Source organism: Oligoflexus sp. (assembly GCF_035638955.1).
In the GTDB taxonomy this organism is placed as follows: Bacteria; Bdellovibrionota_B; Oligoflexia; order Oligoflexales; family Oligoflexaceae; genus Oligoflexus.
Genome location: NZ_DASQYZ010000187.1, coordinates 1 through 22,066, shown reverse-complemented (window position 1 = coordinate 22,066; position 22,066 = coordinate 1). Strand labels below are relative to the sequence as shown.

Sequence of the window (22,066 nt, the reverse complement as noted above, 5' to 3'; positions counted from 1 at the left end):
AGGTGATCCGACATGGTTCTTGAAACCAGGCCTGCTTCCTCCCGGAAATCTACTGACATTGCTGTGATTGGTATAGGCTGCCTTTTTCCTGATGCCAATGGTCTGGAAGAATTCTGGCACAATATTAGACAGGGTCACGACGCTATTGGCCCCATTCCTTTGAGTCACTGGCGCCCGGAAGATTATTTCAATGCCGATCCGAAAAAACCGGACCATACGTATGCGCAAACTGGGGGCTATTTAAAACCCTATGCGTTTGATCCTTTAAAATTTGGGATTGCCCCGCATGCCCTGGAAGCGACCGATAGCACGCAGCTGCTGGGCATGGTTTGCGCCCATGAAGCGTTGATTGATGCCGGCTACGGACCGGAAAGCCAGTTTGATCGCGATCGCGTGTCCTGTGTCATTGGAGTGACGGGTACATTGGAGCTCGTGATTCCTTTGGGCGCGCGTTTGGGCCATCCCATCTGGAAGGCTGCCCTGAATAAAGCCGGTGTTCCTTCGGACCAGGCGCAGCAGGTCATGGATGAGATTTCGGCCGGCTATGTGTCCTGGCAGGAAGCTTCTTTTCCTGGTTTGCTCGGTAACGTCGTCGCGGGACGGATTGCCAGTCGACTGGATTTGGGTGGTACCAATAGTGTGGTTGATGCGGCTTGTGCCAGTTCGCTGGCGGCCGTACATCTGGCTGCCATGGAATTGCAGTCGGGTCGTGCTGATATGGTGATTACCGGCGGCATGGACACCTTCAATGATATTTTCATGTACATGTGTTTCAGCAAAACGCCCGCCCTCTCACCCACCGGTTCGGCGCGACCTTATGATGGGGAAGGGGATGGAACCATCCTTGGCGAAGGCCTGGGGGCTGTTATTCTCAAGCGTCTTGAGGATGCTGAGCGCGATGGGGATCGCATTTATGCTGTTCTGAAGTCGGTTGGTTCCAGTTCAGATGGCAAGGGCCAGGCGATTTATGCGCCGAGTGCCAAGGGTCAAGCCAAAGCCTTGACGCGTGCCTATGAACAGGCGGACGTCAGCGCGCGATCCATTGAACTGGTGGAAGGTCACGGCACCGGAACCAAGGTTGGTGATGGGGTTGAACTGGAAGCTTTGGCTCGGGTGTATCGCGACGCGGATCCTGATGCGGTCTGGTGTCAGCTCGGTTCCGTGAAATCACAGATCGGTCATACCAAAGCTGCGGCGGGAGCGGCGGGTCTGATCAAAGCGGTCATGGCTTTGCACTATAAAATCTTGCCGCCGACCATCAAAGTGTCGGAACCCCATCCGAAACTGGTGGGCGCACCTTTTATTTTAAGTGATAAGGCCCGTCCTTGGGTTGGTCACACATCATGGCCACGACGTGCCGCTGTGAGCGCTTTTGGTTTTGGTGGCAGCAATTATCATGCTGTTCTGGAAGAGTTTCATGCCGAAAAAACGGCATTGGATTGGGATCCTGAATTGCAGTTGATCGCTGTCTCGGCTGACGAACCTGCGGGACTTTTAGCGACCTTGCGTGAAGCCCAGAAACTTTTGCAAAAGGGTTGGTCGGGTCGTGGCCTGGGTCGTCACCTGCGCGGGAAATTTCAAGCGCAGGCTACCGAGCGACTTTGCTTCGTGGCGGCGAGCCGTGCGTTGCTCATGGAACGGTTGGTTGCGGCGGAGCTGGCCTTGCAAACGGAAGACGGCAAGACTCCGGCCTGGCTTTATCGTGGTCGTGGTGCGGTTCCCGGACAGCTGGCCTTTATTTTTGCGGGCCAGGGTTCGCAGGAACCTGGCATGCTCCGCGAGCTGAGCTGTCTTTTTCCTGAGTTTCTGACGAGTCTGCAGGATGGCAATGAAATCTTACAGGCCTTTGAGCCGGACGCCCCGCGGCTTTCCGATCGTATTTATCCAGGTCAGGCGTTTGACGAGGCGACACAAAAAGAACAGCGTCAGCAGTTGACCGAAACACGTTATGCCCAGCTCGCCCTTGGGACCTTGGGGTCAGCTCTGACAGAAGTTTTGGAACGCTTCGGTCTTAAGCCCGACGCGGTGGCCGGACATTCTTATGGCGAGCTCCTGGCTCTCCAGACGGCTGGAGTTCTGGAACGATCGGATCTTTTGCATTTAAGTTATGAACGTGGTCGCTTGATGAATACCTTGGGTAAGCCCAACGGTGCGATGCTGGCTGTCATGGCCAGTGAAGAGGATATTCGCAAGGTTCTCGATGACAATGGGTTGGAACTGGAATGGGCCAACTTTAATGCGGATAAGCAAATTGTTCTCGGGGCCGATACCGAGCTTTGTCAGAAGGCAGCCGCGGCGTTCAAGAAATCTGGCATTGGCTGTCGCCGTCTGGAAGTAAGCACAGCCTTTCATACCAGTTTTGTAGAGCCAGCTTCCGCTGCGTTTTTGCAGGAACTGCAGGCTGTCGAGTTCCGGGCCCCTCGGACGCGAGTTTATGCGAATTTAACGGGTCATCTCTATCCAGAATCGTCCAAGGACCAGAAGCAGATTTTAAGCCGGCAACTGGCACAGCCGGTTCGCTTCGCGGCCATGCTGCGGCAGATGCAGGCCGATGGTGTGCGGACTTTTATTGAAGTGGGTCCGCAGAAGAAATTGAATGGTTTGTTAAAAGCCGCGGCCTTGGAGGGCGTCTGTCTTTCTCTGGACGGTGATGCAACCTCCAGCCTTGCTGGTTTGGGACAATTGCTGGCGCAACTGGCAAGTCTGGGTTATCCGGTGCAGCTGACGGCATGGGATGCAGGGCCTGAGATTCCCCAGCCGACGGAGCAAAAGAATTTTACTGTGATGATTACCGGCGCCAATTATCGAAATCCAAAGAAGGCCGCTCCGGCAGCGAAGCCTGCGGCTTTAGTAGCGCCTACGGTTGCGGTTGATCATGCAGGGTCGCCTTCACATGGTGTGGGTGGGGTCGTGGCTCATCATCCAGCCCTTCGTGAGAAAGGAGAGTCCTCGCGGGCTCCCACTCCAGCTATCGAAAGTATGACGAGTGCTCCGCGTGAATCCATTCTTTCTGCTGCGCCTCAACGTAAGCCAGAGGTTTTGGGCGATCGTGTTCAGCGACCGGCGCAGTCGAGGCCACAAATGTCAATTGATCGCGCAACGCCTCCTGTTGCGCAGGCCAGCACGACTAACGATTCGAAAGTAAGTTTTCCACAAGAGGGTACCATGTCTTCTTCCAATGATTCCTGGCAACGTCTCGAAAAAATCATGCAGGACATGCACGACATCCAACGGAAAACTGCGGATGCCCATACCCTCTTTTTGGAAAACCAACGGCAGTTTCAAACTTTACTTCATGGTCTGATGCGAGGCGAAACTTTGCCGGCCGCTCCTGAGGCATCGGTTGCACCTCAAGCCGCCGCGCCCGCACCCGTCGCACGCCCGGCTCCTCGTCCTCAGACAGTGGTCCAGGCACCCGCGAATGATGGACCTCAAGGGAGGGCACAAAACCCTGGGGCTCGTCCCGCTCAAACGGCTGCGCCGGCACCAGCACGACCGGTTCCGACAGCTGCGCAAGCTCCTGCGGCTCGTCCCACTCAGACGGTTGCTGCCAGACCTGCTCCTGCGGTGACAGCCTCTGTAGCACCCGAAGCTTTGCCTTCGGCTGCTGAAGCCGCGGCGGTTTTGAACACATCGAATGAAACCAGTGTCTATGATGTTCTTTCAGCTTGCACGGGATATCCTGCTGAACTCCTCAAGCCTGAGATGAACCTGGAAGGTGATCTTGGTATCGATTCCATCAAAAAGGTGGAAATTTTCTCGCAGCTGCAAAGCCACTATCCTCATATGGAAGGTGATGCCAGCCGACTCGGTGAACTGCAAACGATCGGCGATCTTTTGCAGCTGAGTCGCGGATCCGAAACACCTGCCGACCCGAGCGAGCGCGTGGGTGCATGGGCTGCTGGTACAGTGGCGCTGGCCGCGTCCTCCTCGGCACAGGATCAGCAAAGTATTTTGGAAATCGTGGCTGAAAAAACCGGATTTCCAGTTTCCATGCTCCAGCCCGGAATGGAACTTGAAGCCGATCTGGGCATAGATTCCATCAAAAAGGTGGAGATTTTTTCGGTCATTCAGGAACGCCTGCCGCAATTGGCTGGTCTGAGTACCGAAGAGTTGAACGGTTTGCGCAGCATTTCTGATCTTTTCGAACTGCTCGGCGGATCGAACCCGCCGCCTGCTGACGACGACGTTTCGCCTCTGACCAGGATCATGAGCAGCGGCGCCGAAGAGCTGGTTTATCAGGTTCTGGCTGATAAAACGGGATATCCTCAGGAAGTCCTGGCCGCTTCGATGCAATTGGAAGCCGATCTGGGCATAGATTCCATCAAACGAGTCGAGATTTTTTCAGCGCTGGCGGAATTGATTCCCGGGTTGCAAAGCGCGACCCAGGATAAAGTCGGAGCGCTCGCCACGGTTGCTGATCTTTTGCACCTGGCTCGAGAGGGTCTCGGTGATGCTGAGCAGCTGGCGGAACAATCCCTGCTGGAACCGGATCATCGTCACGCAGACTGGGATCTGAGCAAAAAAAAAAATCCACCCGAGCCAATCCCAGCTGACGCCGAAGAACCGGTAAGAGCCGGTGCCATCGCTGCTGCCAAGGTTATAACTTTGGCCGACGCGCTGGATGCCGAGGATTATGAAGATGACACTCAGGCGGATCTTAGGGATCCGCTCGAAGCCCTGCATCTGCAGAGGCTGGATGCCGAAGTCTTTCTCCCACAAGGTCAGGCTCGCTCATGGCAGGCCGGATCGGAAGTGTGGATTGGTGACGATGGCAGTAACCTGGCCCGTAACATCATGCTGAAACTGCAGGAGCGCGGTCTTCTGGCTCGCCTGGTGTCATTGGCTCAGGCCGATCGGCTGCAGGTTCCTGAGCAATTGCAAGGCCTGATTCTTCTCGCCCCTTTGAAATTGGAAGTGCCTCCCGTCCGCTGGCTGGGCTATGCTTTCCGCCTGCTGCGCCGCTGCGGCCCCGCTTTGAAGGCCCAACCGGATCAGAGTCTGGTTGCTGTTGTCACGCGCAATGGCGGTCGATTTGGTTTGGATGGCCTGCAGACCACATCGCAGGTTTATGGGGGAGCCTTAAGCGCTCTTTCGAAAACCGTTGCTGAAGAATGGTCAGGCATTCACGCTCGCGCTTTGGATCTCGGACGCGATTTTACCGACGGCATCGAAGCCGCTTTGCGTTGTCTGGATGGAATTCTTTTGGCAGGACCTGTTGAACTCGGCATCAGCCGCGATCAGGTTTACCAGCTCGTCCTGCATGACCACTCTTTGGAAACCCAGGACGATTCGAGTGAAAGCCTACCCAAGGATGCTCTGATTCTGGTCACCGGTGGAGCGCGCGGGGTGACCGCCGCATCGTTGATACCACTCGCCCGGACCTGGCAACCCCGCTTTGTGATCTGGGGTCGCACCGCCCTGGGTGAGGACGAAGCAGACGACCTGCGTGCGTTGAAAGAACCAGCTGCTCTGAAACGCGCCCTTATGAATCAAAACCCAGAATTAACCAATCCTCGCGAATTGGAAGGTGCCTATCGGCAGCTCATTCAGCAGCGGGAATTACGTGACAACATTCGTCAGCTGGAAGCGGCGGGTGCCACAGTCATTTATCAGGTGGTGGACGTGAGCAAGGATGCCGAGTTGCGGCAGAGCTTTCACGATCTCTGGCAAACGCACGGCGTCCCCACAGCTGTGATCCATGGGGCGGGCGTGATCCGCGATAAATGGATTCTGGATCAAAAGGACGAGGAATTTTTTGAAGTCCTCGATACCAAACTTCGTATCCTGCCTTATATCGAAGAGTGTGCGAAAAAAGGCTTGCGTTGGGCCCTGCTGTTTTCGTCATCCACGGCGCGTCTCGGACGCAAAGGACAGGTCGCCTATGGTGTGGCCAATGAGGCTTTGAACAAGTTCGCCCAGTACATCAGCACACACTATAGCGGATGTCATGGACTCGCTTTCAACTGGGGCCCTTGGGCGGGTGGTATGGTCAACGACGGATTGAAAAAAATATTTGCCTCGGAAGGTGTGGCGACCATTCCCCTCGAATCCGGTGCCGCACTGGTGCATCATGCGCTGGCTCATCCCTTGCGCGATGTTCATGAACTGGTGGTTCTGGCCCAAGCCGAGCCTTTGGCCGCGCGCCAGCAACCGATGCAGGAGCTTCTGACCTCGTTCACAATCAACGTGCACACTGTGCCTGTGCTGCTGGACCATGTGATCAAACAGCGTGCCGTGGTTCCCGCCGCTTTGCTCCTGGAATGGCTCGCTGCGGCGGCGCAGGCCCTGGATCCTGAGCGACGGGTCCTGCAGATTAAGGATTTTAAGGTCTGGAAGGGCATCATTCTGGATGCGGATCAAAGTCTTTCCGTCTGGATTGAGCAGACTTCGGAACCGGGACAGTCCCCGGTGGAATTGGTGCTGTGCAGTCAGAACCCTCAGCAAAATAAGATGCGGCATGCCAAGGCGCTACTGCTGCTCGGCCCGATCGCGCCACGCGAAGCGATTGCTGCCGAGGCTGCACTCCCACTGGATCCTCTCTGCCAGGGACTCAACCCTTATGCCGAAATTTTATTCCATGGTGAGGACCTGCAGCTGATCGAGAGCATCCAGAACTGTTCCAGGGAAGGTGTCGATGCCACGCTGATGCTGGGGCATACACCTGGGGAATGGAGCTCGGTGGGATTGCCGGAATCGTGGCTGGTCTCGGGTGAAATTGTGGACGCCGTATTTCAGGCTGCCATCGTTTGGTCCACCATGCAGCAAGGCAAACCCTGTCTCCCGGCTCAGGTGGGAAGCCTGGAGATTCTGCAGCCGCTACCCAAGGAGCGCTGCCAATTGCAATTGCGCGTTCGCCGTTCGGAGTCGCATAGACTGATCGCGGATGCCGACCTTATCAATGATAGTGATGAAGTTGTGATGCGTTTCAAGGATGTTGAAGCGGTTCTGGATGCCGGGCTTTCCCAGGCGTTTCGTCAGACCAAACTGGGTTCCGTTGAACCTGGAATCGGAGCCATATAATGTCGATCGCTATAGTCAGTATGGGTCTTCGGTTGCCAGGCGCCCGAACCGCTCAGGAATTCTGGCACCATATTGTGCAAGGCCGTGACCTGGGACAAGCCGTCGAGGATGGTCGATGGCCCCTGCCTTCGTCTTACTTTCAGCAGCATCCTCAGGATCGCATTGCGCATGACCGGGTCTATGCCCTGGAACAAAAGACCGAATCGTCGGTTGGGCTGGAAATTGATTCCAGTGTTTTGCAGGGACTCGACCCCTTGTTTCATATGGCTCTAGGCGCTGGACGCGATGCCTTCTTTGGATCCCGGCATCAGACTGTCGATCGGCAACGCTGCGGCGTCATTCTCGGTAACATTGCGTTGCCCACCGAAACATCGGCGGCGTTGGCTGCGGATTGGGTAATGGGTCGCCTTGGATTGCAGGAATCCCTGGGATCAGCACCGAGCTGGAATCTTTCACCAGCGGCTCTGCCGGCTTCCGTATTGGCACGAGCTCTGGGATTGGGTGGCGCCGCTTTCACATTGGATGCCGCCTGTGCATCGTCCCTTTATGCGATTAAGCTCGCCTGCGACAGCTTACGTTCCGGTGAGCTGGATTGCGTTCTGGCAGGTGGTTTGAGTCGCCCTGATAGTCTTTACACGCAGGTCGGTTTTACAGCTTTGCAGGCTCTCTCCAGGACGGGTCGATGTCATGCGTTTGATGAGCGTGCCGATGGACTTTTGGTGGGCGAAGGCGCGGGTATTTTCGTTCTGAAGCGCCTGGAAGATGCCCAGGAGCACGGCGATTTCATTTGGGCCGTCATCCGTGGGGCGGGCTTGTCCAATGATCGGGAGGGTCGTTTAATGGCGCCTTCCAGTGAAGGTCAGTTGCGGGCCATGCAGGCTGCCTATGCCGAAGCCGGATGGCAGCCGCAGGATGTGCAGATGATTGAATGTCATGCGACAGGAACTCCCCTGGGCGATAAAACAGAATGGGAAACCCTGCTGCAATTGTGGACCGATGCTCCAGTGTCAGCGCAGTGCACCCTGGGATCGGTCAAGCCCAACGTGGGACACATGCTGACAGCGGCAGGCGCCGCAGGTCTGGCGAAACTTCTGATGGCCATGCAGGAAGGCAAGCTGCCGCCGACCGCTAATTTTGAAAAAATGCCTTCAACCTGGAACAAGGAGCGACCGCATTTTAGGGTTCTCCAGCGTCCTGAGCCGTGGGACGCCCAAAATGGCAAGCGACGGGCTGCCATCAGCGGATTTGGCTTTGGTGGGATCAATGCTCACCTTTTGCTGGAGCAATGCACGGATCCTGCGGCTTATCCGGTGGAGCAGCAGAAACCCTCGGCTTCGAAAAAAGTTGCGATCATTAGTGCGGCACATTTAAGCGAGGACGATCGCGCCTGGCTTGCGACGGAGTGGATTCCAGGTCAAGCCGATGAAATGACCGCGGAAGCTTTCACCCGTGCCGACATCCCTTATGGACTCTTTCGAATTCCGCCGACCGAATTGAGCGAAATTCTTCCGCAGCAGCTTTATAGTCTTTTGGTCCTGCGTAAACTCGATCTTCCAGCCTGGGATGAATCCATCCTTAAAAAAATAGGTTGCATGGTCGGTTTGGAACTCGATCCTGTGACCAACCTTTATGCCTGCCGATGGGCCTTGCAGGCCGCAGGGGAAGCCGAAGCAGCTGACGAATTGATTTCGCCTTTAAATGCCGATCGGGTGATCGGAGCCTTGGGCAGCATCGTCGCATCGCGGATTGCGCGTGAGGCACGTTTGGGCGGTCCGTCCTTCACTGTCTCGGTTATGGAAAATTCCGGGCTCAAGGCCCTTGATATTGCACGCGCCGCCATTGCGCGCGGTGATATGCCTGCAGCTTTGGTTTTTGCAGTCGATATGCTCGGCAGCGCCCGCGGTCGTGCGCAGCTGTCGGAACGCATGGCGTCGGGTGAAATTGAGATTGATCATGCCGCGGATTCAGCCACAGCGTTACTCCTTGCTGATGCCGACTGGGCCCGTGCTCAGGGCCTCTCCATACTTGCTGAAATCGAGAGCGTCGCCTTAAGCGCGCCATTGCCGGGATCCGCGCCGAGCCTTTCCCACGTCGGACCTTATCGCGGGAGCGCCACAGCATTGGCTGATGTGATCCAGGAATTACAGAGTTCGGCATGGATCGGCGGCTCAACCAAGGAGTGGATCATCGCAGGAAGTGATCAGCAACAGGGGTCCCTGCGTCTAACCCGTAAAGAGTTATCCATGCGCTTTAAGGGTTTGCCAGAGCAGCCAGGAATCACGATCGAACGTCGTGATTTACAGGCTTTGTCAAGGGCCGAGGTGGCCGTGGAGTCGCCTTTGCCAGTTTCAACGGCGGCATCCCTTTCTTTATCACCCGTCTGGCAGCAGCTGATTGATCACCAGAAGGTCGTGGCGCAGAGTCATGAAACATTTCTGCGTTATCGCGTGGAAGGTGATGCTCTGTTGCAAAGCCTCTTTAATGATCCACCCGCGTCAACCGTTTCACCGTCCGCACCCGTTGAGATATCACGGCCCGCGCGTGAACATTACGCTGCGCCGTCCCCGGCCGCCGAAAATTCACGGCCCGGGCGCGAGCTTTACCGTTGGGTGCATGAACCATTCAATGAAGAACCTGCGCTCTTCGATTACGCAGCCTGCAAGGAATTCGCAGCTGGGCGTATTGCTCCGGTTTTTGGTCCTGAGTTTGCTGCAGTGGATTCCTTTCCCAAACGGGTTCGTTTGCCCGATGAAAGGCTTCTCCTTTGCCACCGCGTGATGCATATCGAGGGTGAGCCTCGTTCCATGCAGGATGGATTCATGGTCACCGAGCACGATGTCTTTGCCGACGCCTGGTACCTGGATGGGGGCCGCATGCCGACGAGCATCGCTGTGGAATCCGGCCAGGCGGATCTTATGCTTTCTGCCTGGCTCGGTGCGGATTTCAAAACGGAAGGCCAGGCCGTCTATCGCCTGCTCGATGCGAAAGTTTGTTTTCATAATCGACTGCCGGAGCCCGGTAGCACGGTGCGTTACAACATTCGCATCAAACGTTTTTTTGAACAGGGTGGTACACTCTTTTTCCACTTCGGCTTTGAAGCCACGGTGGACGGTGAGCCCCTGATGACCATGACCGACGGTTGCGCCGGATTTTTTACCGACGAAGCATTAGCCGAAGGACGTGGCGTGAAGCGCAGCCAGCTGCAGCTGACACCGCAGGCAGGACGCTGGACCGGTGGTTATCAGCCGCTGGTTCCTGTGAAGGATGAGTCGTTTCATGACACGCAGCTGGATGCCTTACGCCGTGGTGATTATGCGGCCTGCTTTGGCCCCGCCTTTGCTGATTTACCTTTGGAACAACCGAAAACATTGCCCGGCGGTGACATGCGTTTGGTGCACCGCATCCCGGAACTTCAAGTGCATGGCGGACGCTATGGCAAAGGCCGTATCGTGGGTGAAGCGGATATTCATGCGGATGACTGGTTCCTGACGTGCCACTTCGTGGATGATCAGGTGATGCCTGGCACCTTGATGTATGAATGCTGTCTGCATACTCTGCGCGTTTATCTGATGCGCATGGGCTGGGTTGGTTCCGAGTATGATTTCAGTTTCGAGTCCATTCCTGGTGTGGTGTCGCAATTGAAATGCCGTGGACAGGTGCTGGCCACAACGCGGAAAGTCACCTACGAAGTCGAGATCAAGGAAATGGGCTACGGCCCGGAGCCTTATGTGATCGGGGACGCGTTGATGTATGCGGACGGCAAGCCTATCGTCGATATTACGGATATGTGTTTGAAGGTACCAGGGCAGAGCCGGGAAAAGCTGGAAACCCTCTGGCGCCGGCCCGAAGTTCCTGCTTATACCTATGAACAGATCCTGGCTTTTTCCAGCGACCGACCTTCTGATTGTTTTGGCAAGCCCTATCGTATTTTTGATGAGCAGCGCCGCATCGCGCGCCTGCCACGTCCTCCATTCCAGTTTTTGGATCGGGTGGAATGGGTGCGTGGACCTTTGATGCAGCAGCACGTCGGGACTGAGCTGGTGGCCGCTTATGATCTGCCCGACAACGCCTGGTACTGGTCCGCGGAAGCCAATGGTAGCATGCCGTTTTCAGTTCTTTTGGAGATTGCTCTGCAGCCCTGTGGATTCATGGCTGCGTACATGGGATCGGCTCTCCTCAGTGAGCAGGATCTTTCCTTCCGCAATTTATCAGGGGATGCCCGACTATATCAAAGCATTCGTCCTGGTTCTGGCACTCTATATACACGTGTGACCAGCACCAAGATTGCCCGTTCTGGCAACATGATTATTCAGGATTACGCGTTTTCCGTGAGCAATGCGCAGGGCCTGGTCTATGAAGGCACGACCAGTTTTGGATACTTCACGACCGAAGCGCTGGCGCAGCAAATAGGATTGCGACACGTTGCACCGCTTCAGGGTGGAAATGCGGCTGAAACTCCTTACCCTCAGGGTGAGGCCTGGCCATGTGCTCCCCTTTTAATGGTGGATGCGATTGCTGTTAACGGTGATCATGCTGTCGGTAAAAAAGAGGTGCGTACCGACGAATGGTTCTTCGAGGCCCACTTTTATCAGGATCCTGTGATGCCAGGATCCCTGGGTCTTGAAGCGCTGCTGCAAACGCTCAAGGCCGCTGCGCATGAACGCTGGCCGGAACATAAAGGCTGGCGCATGAGTCCCACGTCGCAGCATAGCTGGACCTATCGCGGCCAGGTGCCGCCTCGTACTGCGCTGGTAACCTTGGATCTGAAGATTCAGAAAACTGATCCGGCCACGCATGCGCTTACCGCAGATGGCCTCTTGTATCGCGATGAGTTGCCGATTTATGAGATTAAGGGTTTGCAGGTGGAGCCAATATAAATTGCAGGCGCAGAGTGCCGGGAGGCGACGCGGCTCCGTTCGCGCCTAAAGCTTGCGCTCCAGGGAAAAACTGCGGTTCTTATCATGAACTTGACATACTACCAGCTGCGGTAGGGAAGGTCGAGGAGCGGTGCAAAGCATTTGATTCAATGGTTTGGGATATTCTGTTGAACATGAGTCAACAGTGAACGTGGCCGCATCAACATCGGACACCAGAGAATTCATAAACAGGACCTGGGTGGTATTCTTGCAGAAGCGACGGTCGATACAGGTGAAACCTAAGGGATCAACGCCAGGCATCAGGTTGCCTTTATAGAAAACCTGCCTGGAATCCAGGGCATAATCAGGATCCACCTTGTCCACGGTTAAAGAAGCGGGATCAGCGCCCTCAACAATACCGCCTTTGTACAAAGCATGAGATCGATCTTTTGCCCAACCGGCAGTCAGCTCGACAAAACTGCTCGGATCGATACCTTCCATGACCTGACCTCCAAAGTAGACTCTGGTTTTGTCTCGAGCATAGACATTCAAGGCTTCAAAGCTTCCAGGATCGGCCTCAATAAGGCGTTCGCCTTGATAATAGACTGCGATGGTATTCTGCTAATAAGGAGCCAATAGATTCGTGCTCTTGGGGTGCAGAACCTGCTTGATTTCATCGAGCAGCTTAGGGGGGATCACACCAGTCACATCTGGAGACAATTCCTGACCGCATCCTATGGACGTTGACACAAGAACGTCCTGCGAGCCGTCAGATTTTTTGAGCTTTAATCTGATTTCCAAAGGCTGCTTTTCTTCGGCAGCGATTGCGCAGACCGAGCCTGGCTCATAAGCTGATTTTGGGGTGTTGGCGATGCTAGAGAAAATAGGGTGCTTGAGATCATCACCCGTGAAGAGCAGAGTCATAGTTCTTTCTGTACTGCAGACGTAAGATTCGGGATAAGAGTATATGACACTTGCGAAACCTCCCATCGAGGCGGCCACCAGATCCTGGCTTTGTTCGGTGCCCTTGTTGGTTTTTGGGATGCATGCCTGAGGCACAATCAAAATGAATGTAAGAGTTGCAAAAGCACCTAAGCGCCTCATCGATTTTCCCCACTGTCGTTTACAGTGTGCCGATGCAAAAAGCAGGCCAATGACAACATACTGAAAATAACAGCACCGAACCGCAAAATCCGTGGACAGGATCACAATTCAAAACACCACTTGCCATCAGGGACTCACGCTCATCAGGCGAGCATCCTGAGGGCGTAGCAGAGTGGCTGCTGGAATATAGGTGAACTCGTTATCGTGGGGACCCTTCCAATAGAGTTCCAGCGCGATGTTGTAGCGAGGTCCTTGGAAATAACTCACACGAACCTCATGCAAACCTGCTGTCAACTGACTGCGACCAGTTTTTTCCTTGGTCTCATGAACGCCATCGTTATCGATGACCTTGGTCTGATCGATATAAAGGATGGCTCCATCATCCGCCACGAGTTTGAATTCCCACTTACCGGCTTTGGGAACTTTGATCGCAAAGCGCATGTCGAGACTGAACCATTCAAATAGTTTTTCCACGCCGGGAAACCCTTCGGTAAAACTCCGGGTTTTGATATCCAGCTGCGCCAGGCAAACTTTTTTCAAGGCCTTCATTTTGTGGTAGTCCGGCAGTTCCCTGGTGTTCGGCGCCAGCTGATAGAGATCGCCTACGATGGGACGTTCTGGAGTGGTCTGACAATCGGCAAAGAGAGGATTTGCAGCTGGAGCGGTGTCGGCATCAGCGGTGGTTTCCGTCACGTCGGTTGGCATGCTGGCGTCTTCCGAGTTTGGCTCGGGAACGGCATCCGGGTTGGTGTCGGCGGTTTCTGCGCCAGCAGGGGCTTGGGTCTGCGACCCTTGATCGCGAAATTTTTCGTTGGCACAGGCTGAAAACAGCATAAGGCTGAACGCCGATGTGAGCCACAATCCTTGCATGAAAACTCCTCCTCCATGAGGTCGCACATTCGGACTGCATTCGGCCTGATGGCGGGAGGAGTGAAGTTTCTCATTCTTACTTTAATGAAAGCACGTCCGCTACATGACGACCTGGGTCGCCGTCCATATCCCGCTTAAACTTAAAAAAATACCGACAATGCCGGCGAAAACCGTGACCTGGAAAAAGTTCCATTTCATCGTGGGCCGCGAGATCATGATGCCGACCGATCCCGTGACGAGACAGAGTTGAAAGAGCATGGATGCGATATCAAAGAAGTTGCCGGCGCTGTCGAGTGACTCCAAATAGCCATCGTATTCCTTGGCCCCTACGATCAGCCCCAGTTTGCCATCGGTGGGCTGAACCCACAGATCCTGCGGCAGTTGCCTGGAACCCACCAAAATTTCCGTCTTTTCCTTTTCATATTTGCGGACCTTGCCCTGGAGCTGGCCTACGAGTTTTTGCATGTCTTCGTTCTTATCCGCCGCGATGCTGCCGGACGCCAGCAGCACCTGAAGCAAATCCACCTGGCCCTCCACGATGGTACTTTTGATGCCTTTGCTCTGGTACCACTGATAGGAATTGTTGCGCATGTTACTGAGTTTGATTTCGTCGGAACCATATTTTCCGGCAAACAGGTCATTAATAGCCAGAACAGCCGCAAAAATTGCGATGCTCAGAGGCATGGCAACTTCCAGTTTGGACTTCAAACGCACCCAGGACTTCATCAATGCAAGGCCCTCCATTGCCTTAAATCGAGTGATTGATCGCTTCATCTTACAAATAAAGCGAAAGTTGGCGTCAAGGTCAAGGGGCTTCGCACATCCAAGGCCCACCGGGGCATGAACTTCCCAACTTCTTTCGTTGGGTAAGAATGAAAAAAGTGCAAATTCTGTTTTTGATATCAAGATTTCCCTGTAAATGCCGATCCCTCCAGAGACGAGTGAGAAAATGCCCTGCAGATGCCGATCCTACCAGGGACACGCGAGAAAATACCCTGCAGGTGCCGATCCCTCCGGGGACTTGTGAGAAAAATGGGTCTACTGTTATCAGCACTAACGCTTTTCGTAGGACTGCTGGCGTGCGATCTGTCAGCGGAGACTCTTGTCGTGCCCACGAAAGGCGACCTGATTGAGTATGGCGTCTGGGGACGCAGCGAATTTCAAATCGATCCCGATGGCACCATGGATCTGGATACCGTCAGCCGCTCGGTGAACTGGCAATCGACCGCAGATTATCCTTCATCCCAGTCCCAGGTCAAGGGTGCGCTTTGGATCAAATCGTTGATCATCAATCGCAGCAAAGAAAAAATACATCTGCTGCTCGACCATCCTTATACCCTGACTGATGAAATTCACGTCCACCTTCAGCACAAAGGCGTCACCATCCAGACGATGGCGGCAGGGGATCGTATTGCAACGGTCGGTGCTGTGGCTCATAGCCGCAATCCGCTCTTTAACGTCGAACTTCAGCCGGGCGAAAACTTTCTCTACATAAGAGTCAAAAGTCAGGCGCTGCTCAGCGGCAAATTCGATCTTTGGGATCCCATGCCTTACTTCAATAAGGTGAACCAGGAACTGGTATTTGTGTCGGTTTTGCTGGGCGGTCTGCTGATTCTGGTTTGTTATAACCTCTTCCTCTACTTCTCGATGAAATCCAAGGTCTACCTGCACTATGTTCTGTACCTTGTGACCTTTTTGAATGTCCAGATTATTTTTTCCGGAGTGAGTCGCATCTTTTTGGTTGGAAGTAACGACGCATTGATTTTTTATTGGAATGAAGGCGTCCACGTGAGTGTGAAGCTGGCCTGGACGTTCGCGCTCAGTTTTGCCATTCATTTTCTCAACCTGCCGACCTATTACCCGCGCCTGGGTCGCCTCATACAAGGCGTGATGATTTTTATGGCCAGCAGCATCCTCACAGGCCTATTCCTGCCTTACGGTCTGGATTCCTTCTTCATGGTGTTCCTGACCGTGGGAGCTGCAATCCTGCTGCTGGGCCTCGGCATCTGGTCGAGCCTTCGTGGTTATCGTCCGGCGATCTATTATACGATTGGCTGGGCCATTCTCCTGGTCGCTTCAGGCGTTGTCGCGTTAAAATCAGCCGGGGTCCTGCCCATCAATCTGCTCACGACCTGGGCCCAGATCGTCGGTGCGGCCATTGAAGGTCTGGTCCTTTCGCTCGCACTCGGCGAACGCTACAACTATCTGCAGAATCGATCCCACGCGGAACGGGAAGTCTTCATTAAGAAGCTGATGGAAAAAGAAGCCTCCAAGGCGCACAGCTACAGTCAGCTGGAAAAAATCATCTATCCGCATCAGATCGAACTGATTAAAAATGGTTCAAGCCTCGAACAGACCATGCCTACGGGCCAGGGCGAGGCCTGCGTGATTTCCTTTGATACGATAGGCAGTTCGAAACTCGATCGCAAGAAAGCCCGAGCCTTTCTCAATGATACATTTGCTTTATGTTACCGGGATATGCTGGCTGGTTATGATCAAAAAAAGATGGAAGCCAGCGCCTATCGATTGAAGGAAGTGGGTGATGGATTCTTCTGCTCCATTGGCTTTCCGTTCCAAACGCCGGGCGGCCAGAATCCAGCGGATCTGGCTCTCAAACTGGCTTTGCAGTTCTCGAAGAATTTTCAGAAGGAAGCCCATCGGCATGGATTCACTCGGCCCGTGCAGGCCTCGATTGCCATCAGCTTTGGTGAGGTGGAAGCCTACTATCCATCGGCCGGTGTTCTGGAATACAACATGTTCGGGCGTGGGATTATCCTGGCTGATCGCTATGAGAAGTTGCGCAAAGGCGCCTTGCGGCAGATTACCTTCACCGGCAATTTACTGGTGGTCGACTATCGCGTGTTCAATATGCTGAGCCCAGCGTCTCAAGTCCTGTTTCAGCGCTTTGATGTCGATGCTGTCCAGCAAACCATTCGAGACGATGAACAGGCTCATTGCTTTTACTTCATGGAACTCCGGTCGGAGTCCGCGCGATCGCAACCGGCTGCCTGAGCCCGAACCCAGCGACTCATTGATGGCCACACGATGAACCTTATGCACTATTCGACGTTTTCCACAAAAGCATGAATGAAAGAGGTAGAGAATCCAACTCACAGCTTCTTCGGGTCAACATTCACGAGTACAGAAATTTTGGGCCCTGTCGACAGGCGCTAAAATCAACCCTTGCTCCTGACAAGGAGGATTGAATCTCCCAGGAGGGACATTTATCTTGATGCTTTCTTCGGCAGTCGGCTTTCTTTCCTCGACGCTTCCGGTTCATCCATCTTCCACCCCATATCAACAAAGCGCTTGCGATAACGCCGATAGGCAAGCGCGAGTTGATCAGCCCGGGCGTGAGGCTGCGACGACAGGGACAGGGGCACCGCCACTGAACCCATGCTTTCCAGGATAGCTTTGTCTTCGCGTAGTATTTTCTGAACTCGATAAGCACAATCCCAGTCACCAGGACGGATTCTGAGAAAATTACGTATCATAAGCCAATGACTGATAGTCTCATGTTCATTGACAGGCGTATGAACCACAATCAGGCAAAAGCGAATCGCACCGGCGTCAGTGGTCATGCAAACAATATTCGGCATGTGAAATTCGAGCGTAACAGTCAGCGTTTTTCTTTGACCATGGAAGAGCTTCCAGATGCCTTTCGGCGGTCTGGGTTCATGAGGAATGGTGGCGGCTGCACTCCATGCGTTCTTCACAATCCGATAATCTGGAACCATGGCCGGATTAGCGAATGTTTTTTTGTGAACAAAGGCCGTATGTGCCATATCAACTGCATTATCCATCACCTGCGAATAGTGATTATTCCAATAAAAGGTTCCGTGAACAGCCCTCCATCCGTCGGCATCGAATAGGGGATACTCGGGCAATGGCGGCCTTTGATCATCAGCGAGGTCCGCAAGGTAAACCCAAAGCCAACCGTAACGCTCCTGAACACTATATTTTCTGAGTCGCGCGAGGGGAGGAATTCCATCCCTCGGGGTATTTGAAGGAATTTCCACACAGTCACCATGCGAGTTGAATTGCCAACCATGGTAGGGACAGCGCACACAGTCACCTTCGATCTGACCCTGGGTTAGCTCAGCGCCTCGATGAGGACAGCGGTTGTCGAAGACCAAAGGCTGACCCCGGCTGTCGCGGTAGGCGATCAGTTCCTTGCCCAATAAAATAACTTTTTTCGGAACTCGAGTGATGTCCCGGGTCTGACCGGCAATATACCAGAAATTTTTGAGCATCGGTCCACCTCCAGTCCTGTGATTTCCATCTATCTGCGTCATTTTGTTCCATATCGGATAGTTAAATATTCAACTTTAACGGAAAGACTTGCTTTCACGATTCTGATGGATAGAGTGCCCCAAAAATGGAGGTAGATGAGATGGACCAACCATACCAACCCGCTTTTTCTATGGTTCAAACAAAGGGCTCGTCGCTTGATTATGTCGTGCAGGTTCACGGGGGCGCGTGGGATATACCGCAAAGTCTTAAAGAGGCTCATCGCGCCGGAGTCGTTGCTGCCTATGATTACGCTGTTAGTCGGTTGCAGTCTGGAAAGGATCCAATGGACACTATTGTGGAAGTTCTTGGGATTCTTGAAGACGATCCTGTTTTTGATGCAGGGTCAGGAAGCTTTTTGAATGAACATGGCGTGGTTGAGCTGGATGCGGCCGTCATGGAAGGTGCAGGTCTCCGCGCGGGTGCGGTCGCCGCACTCGGTAGTTTTCCAAATCCTTCGCGCATTGCACGCGCTGTGATGGACTGCACGGACCATGTTCTGCTGGTCGGAACAGGTGCCGAGGACTTTGCAATGTCCCAAGGATTTCGAAAGGTCGATATAAGTGTTCTTGTCCATGAGCGGGAAATCACGGCTCATAGAGCATGGCTGGCATCGGGCAAGCCAGATGCAAAGACCTTCTTTTCCAATCCCGAAACGAAGAGTCGATCCGGACCTGAGCCGGATCGCCGAGGAACTGTTGGCGTTGTTCTAGGAGTCAAAAACAAGACGGGTCACTTTTGCCTTTTCTCAGGCACAAGTACCGGTGGAACTCCTGGAAAAAAAGCCGGTCGGGTTGGGGATGTACCCCTTGTAGGGTGTGGAATATATGCTGACAATGAAGGGGCTGCTGTCAGTTGCACAGGATGGGGTGAAGGTCTGACCCGCATCGTGGCCGCTAAATCTGTCAGTCAGCGCGTAACCGCGGGGCAGCATCCTCAGCAGGCGATCGAAGCTGTTCTTCAGGAAATGTGGAGACGAACAGGCGGGCGCGGCGGCATCATCGCGGTCGACCGTGAAGGGCGCTGCGGTGCAGCGTTTAGCACACCTGATATGGCGTTTGCTGGGTCAGGCTGTAAGCAAATTTTTCCGTGACAGGGAGTGTGCGCTTATATGCAGGTCGACTTATTGAATGGGTCAAAGATGGTGCTGAGCAATTTTCTAGTGCAAGAGCATCATTAAATTGGCTCGAGAATGCCGGGTGGTGACTTCTTCACGGTTTCCTCCTCAGCTGGCTTGGATTAATTGGTCTGCGCGCACTAGATATTTCCATATCGGATATTTCGAAACCGAACTTTAGATTTTTGAACTATATTTGTAAAGGTGCGGTTTTTTTCAGGGAAAAGTAGAAAAGGTCAAATCAAAGGCGTACAGCCGGGGCTGCACGCCTGAGGTAGACAAACAAAGTCTTCGAAACGCCAGGACGGTTATTTAATAGCTTCGGCTATGGCCTGGGCTTCAGTCGCCGTCGGCCAGGGTACCTGCCCGGTGGGGTCCTGCACAAGGCGGTTTCCTCTGGCCAAATCTGATCATGAACAGCATAGTCTACAGGTATCTCGCCCGGAAGTGGGGGATACTCAGGCAGGTGTTGATCCCGAATAAAAAACAGGCGAACCGCTATCACCTGGGGATATCTGCATATCTCAATTTGGGAAATAGACGAGAAATAAGCTGGATTAATTTTAAGCGCGGCAACGTCAAAGCGAATAATAATACAGAGCTGCTATATCTGTCATAGCTTGGGTGCGCAACACCACCATCAACAATCCCATACGTGAAGGGCCTTACCGTCGAGCCGCCATCTTTTCGATGGACGCCAGCCCACGCATTGACCCACATTTCTTTAACTTCAAACTCTGGTTTAACACAGTGGGCTGCAGTTGCGATTAAATCCGGCTGATCCATAAAAAATCCGGTGCAGCTCCAGTTCGTCAAAGAGTCATCATTACGCCTGCCAGTTATTGCCGGGAGAACAGTTCTGGGTAGGTGAACATAACTTGGATCCACACGCCAGATACTAGTCACTTCGCTGGGCTGCACACAAATGGAACTGCTTGTTCCTACACTGCTCGGTCCAGGTTCCACTTTGCGGTCAAGTGGAGGAAATTTCGCAAGATACTTTTGCCAGTCGAATGTATCCTACAGAGCCCTTTGAACACATTAACTCACCGGGGTTCACTAAGAATGTGCTCACGGTGCTCACTAAGTGGCCACAGATGGCATGAACCATTGTTGTGTTGCGGCGACAGGACTTGTGGTTCTGGAGAGAAAACTGTCGCCCTTTGAGGACCAGATATGACAGGGAAATACTGCATAAGGAAGCTTGACTGAAGGGCTTGAAGGGTATAGCTCATCAGAGTCGTGTTTCGTATTTGGACAATCGGAAATTCGCATTTGCTCACACTGGTAACCTAAGTGTATTTTGTTCGTATAGTTATCAACGGGAAACAAGCATCCAAACGCACAAGGCGATAGAAGCAAGGCATGCACACTTCTTATGGGTGCAGGTCTTGAATTTTTGACTAGTCCCGATAGAGTTTACATTTCGGGACCAGAGAGGGCGTTGAGTGGATTGGATATTCGATGAAAGGATGTGGAATCATGAAGAGGGTCGTAATTGGTTCGGCGGTGCTTGCCTTGTTCTTGAGTTCGTGCCGAGATAGAAATAGTGATAAGGACGTGGATTTTCTGGGTGAGGATGGCCGCAATCGTGAAATCGTTAGGCTCACTCAGGACGAAGGTGAAGGTCCGGACATAACGTTCTTCATTAAAATCGATGCCGTGGATTCGCAGGGGAATAGAATCAACAACGCATTTAACAAAGTATTGGCTGAGACTCCGTTCATCGTAGATACGGAGTTTACGGTTGGCACCCGTTTGGCCATACAGGTAACCAAACAGGAGGGAGACCAGAAAAAACTGGCTACGAAAAACTGCTCTGAGGAGCAGCGGCCTCTCCATACGGTCCAGGTAGATCCTGGGAGAAATAATACTTTCAAAGTTCACCTGTGTTCTGCGATATCCTCTTCCGAGAACGATGAATTATCTGAGACGGTTGAGGTCACTGTTCAAGTCAAATCCGATACTGCAGGTCGCGGTAGTACGCCGGATGTTCAGCCTACGACCGAACCGCAGCCTCAGGGGCCAACCAGTTGCTATAAAGCTGATCCGCTATCTTGCGAAGCCGAAGCCAAAATCGTAGATCTGTTGAATCAGAAAAGGAAGGCCGCGAATCTTGCGCCTATAAAGCTTTCACTTGAAGGATCGTTCGTCGCCAGGAAATGGTCCAAATCTCAGGCGGCTGCTGAAACTATTTCTCACGCCGGGTTTCCGAGTGAAAGGCAGGACGTCCTGAACGCGGAGTTTCCCGCTTCATCCGTTCGCTTCACGGCCGAGAATGTGGCTTCTTACAGCGCACTGCGCGCGGAGACCACGTCAGAAATCGCGAATACCTTGTTCACCTTGTGGTGGAATAGCAGCGGTCATCGTAACAATATGATGGGTGCTTATCGATTTATCGGCATGGGCTTGCACGTCAAGACGAATTCATCCAGCCAACTGGAATACTACGGAACGCAGCTCTTCCATAATTGAGTGGAGGCCCTAGGCCAATCAGGGCCGTAATCTATTAAAGATCTCATTCACTGGGATGCCATCCACCTTCACAAAGGCGGCAGTTATTTCATAGGAAGCCATAAGCCCCATAATACCAGGGCCCCGGAAAGAATGTTTAAGAATTAATCCGTGCCCTGAGTGGGTCTGCTTCACTGGATTGAGACAGGGCCCCGGAAAGAATGCCTAGGAATTAATCCAGGCCTTGTGCGGGTCTGCTTCACTGGATTGCGATAGCCTTAAAATTCATGCAGGAAGGCTGACCAGAGTTGAACCTTCTCCGCTTTTTGGCAAAAAGTTCATTTTGTGGCCG

Annotated in this window: 11 protein-coding genes; 5 read left to right on the top strand and 6 right to left on the bottom strand. The window is 53.4% G+C overall.

From position 1 onward, the window contains the following. The first annotated feature begins 12 nt into the window (after positions 1-12). Positions 13-7,023, top strand: coding sequence for an SDR family oxidoreductase (locus VE954_RS17445; RefSeq protein ID WP_324955047.1), 7,011 nt, complete (start codon positions 13-15; stop codon positions 7,021-7,023). After that, positions 7,023-11,900 (top strand): beta-ketoacyl synthase N-terminal-like domain-containing protein, encoded by a 4,878-nt coding sequence (locus VE954_RS17440; RefSeq protein ID WP_324955045.1) that lies wholly within the window; start codon positions 7,023-7,025, stop codon positions 11,898-11,900. The genes VE954_RS17445 and VE954_RS17440 overlap by 1 nt, the downstream gene beginning before the upstream one ends. Positions 11,901-11,945: 45 nt before the next feature. Here VE954_RS17440 and VE954_RS17435 read toward each other — a convergent pair whose 3' ends face one another. From VE954_RS17435 to VE954_RS17420, 4 genes are all read right to left on the bottom strand, one after another. After that, positions 11,946-12,491 (bottom strand): DKNYY domain-containing protein, encoded by a 546-nt coding sequence (locus VE954_RS17435; RefSeq protein ID WP_324955106.1) that lies wholly within the window; start codon positions 12,489-12,491, stop codon positions 11,946-11,948. A 9-nt stretch (positions 12,492-12,500) separates the two neighbouring features. Then, positions 12,501-12,983, bottom strand: a complete 483-nt coding sequence (locus VE954_RS17430) for a hypothetical protein (RefSeq protein WP_324955043.1) — start codon at positions 12,981-12,983, stop codon at positions 12,501-12,503. 126 nt (positions 12,984-13,109) lie between these two features. Next, the gene (locus VE954_RS17425) at positions 13,110-13,853 is read right to left on the bottom strand and encodes a PA14 domain-containing protein (protein ID WP_324955041.1); all 744 of its coding nucleotides are present in this window, start codon (positions 13,851-13,853) and stop codon (positions 13,110-13,112) included. A gap of 99 nt (positions 13,854-13,952) precedes the next feature. Further along, positions 13,953-14,579 (bottom strand): DUF4337 family protein, encoded by a 627-nt coding sequence (locus VE954_RS17420; protein ID WP_324955039.1) that lies wholly within the window; start codon positions 14,577-14,579, stop codon positions 13,953-13,955. A 381-nt stretch (positions 14,580-14,960) separates the two neighbouring features. Here VE954_RS17420 and VE954_RS17415 point away from each other — a divergent pair, with 381 nt between their 5' ends. Further along, positions 14,961-16,865: a 7TMR-DISM family protein gene (locus VE954_RS17415; RefSeq protein WP_324955037.1), complete on the top strand. Its 1,905-nt coding sequence runs from the start codon at positions 14,961-14,963 to the stop codon at positions 16,863-16,865. A 212-nt stretch (positions 16,866-17,077) separates the two neighbouring features. Here the strand turns inward: VE954_RS17415 and VE954_RS17410 are convergent, their stop codons facing one another. Then, positions 17,078-18,106 (bottom strand): aromatic ring-hydroxylating dioxygenase subunit alpha, encoded by a 1,029-nt coding sequence (locus tag VE954_RS17410; protein ID WP_324955035.1) that lies wholly within the window; start codon positions 18,104-18,106, stop codon positions 17,078-17,080. A 140-nt stretch (positions 18,107-18,246) separates the two neighbouring features. Here VE954_RS17410 and VE954_RS17405 point away from each other — a divergent pair, with 140 nt between their 5' ends. Beyond that, positions 18,247-19,236 (top strand): isoaspartyl peptidase/L-asparaginase family protein, encoded by a 990-nt coding sequence (locus VE954_RS17405; RefSeq protein WP_324955033.1) that lies wholly within the window; start codon positions 18,247-18,249, stop codon positions 19,234-19,236. Between the two features lie 525 nt (positions 19,237-19,761). Here the strand turns inward: VE954_RS17405 and VE954_RS17400 are convergent. Beyond that, a complete protein-coding gene (locus tag VE954_RS17400; protein ID WP_324955031.1) occupies positions 19,762-20,046 on the bottom strand; it encodes a hypothetical protein in 285 nt (94 codons plus the stop codon). Between the two features lie 696 nt (positions 20,047-20,742). Between VE954_RS17400 and VE954_RS17395 the strand changes: the two genes are divergently transcribed. Beyond that, positions 20,743-21,735 carry a CAP domain-containing protein gene (locus tag VE954_RS17395; RefSeq protein WP_324955029.1) on the top strand — a complete coding sequence of 331 codons (993 nt, stop codon included), beginning with the start codon at positions 20,743-20,745 and terminating at the stop codon, positions 21,733-21,735. The last annotated feature ends 331 nt before the right edge of the window (positions 21,736-22,066 follow it).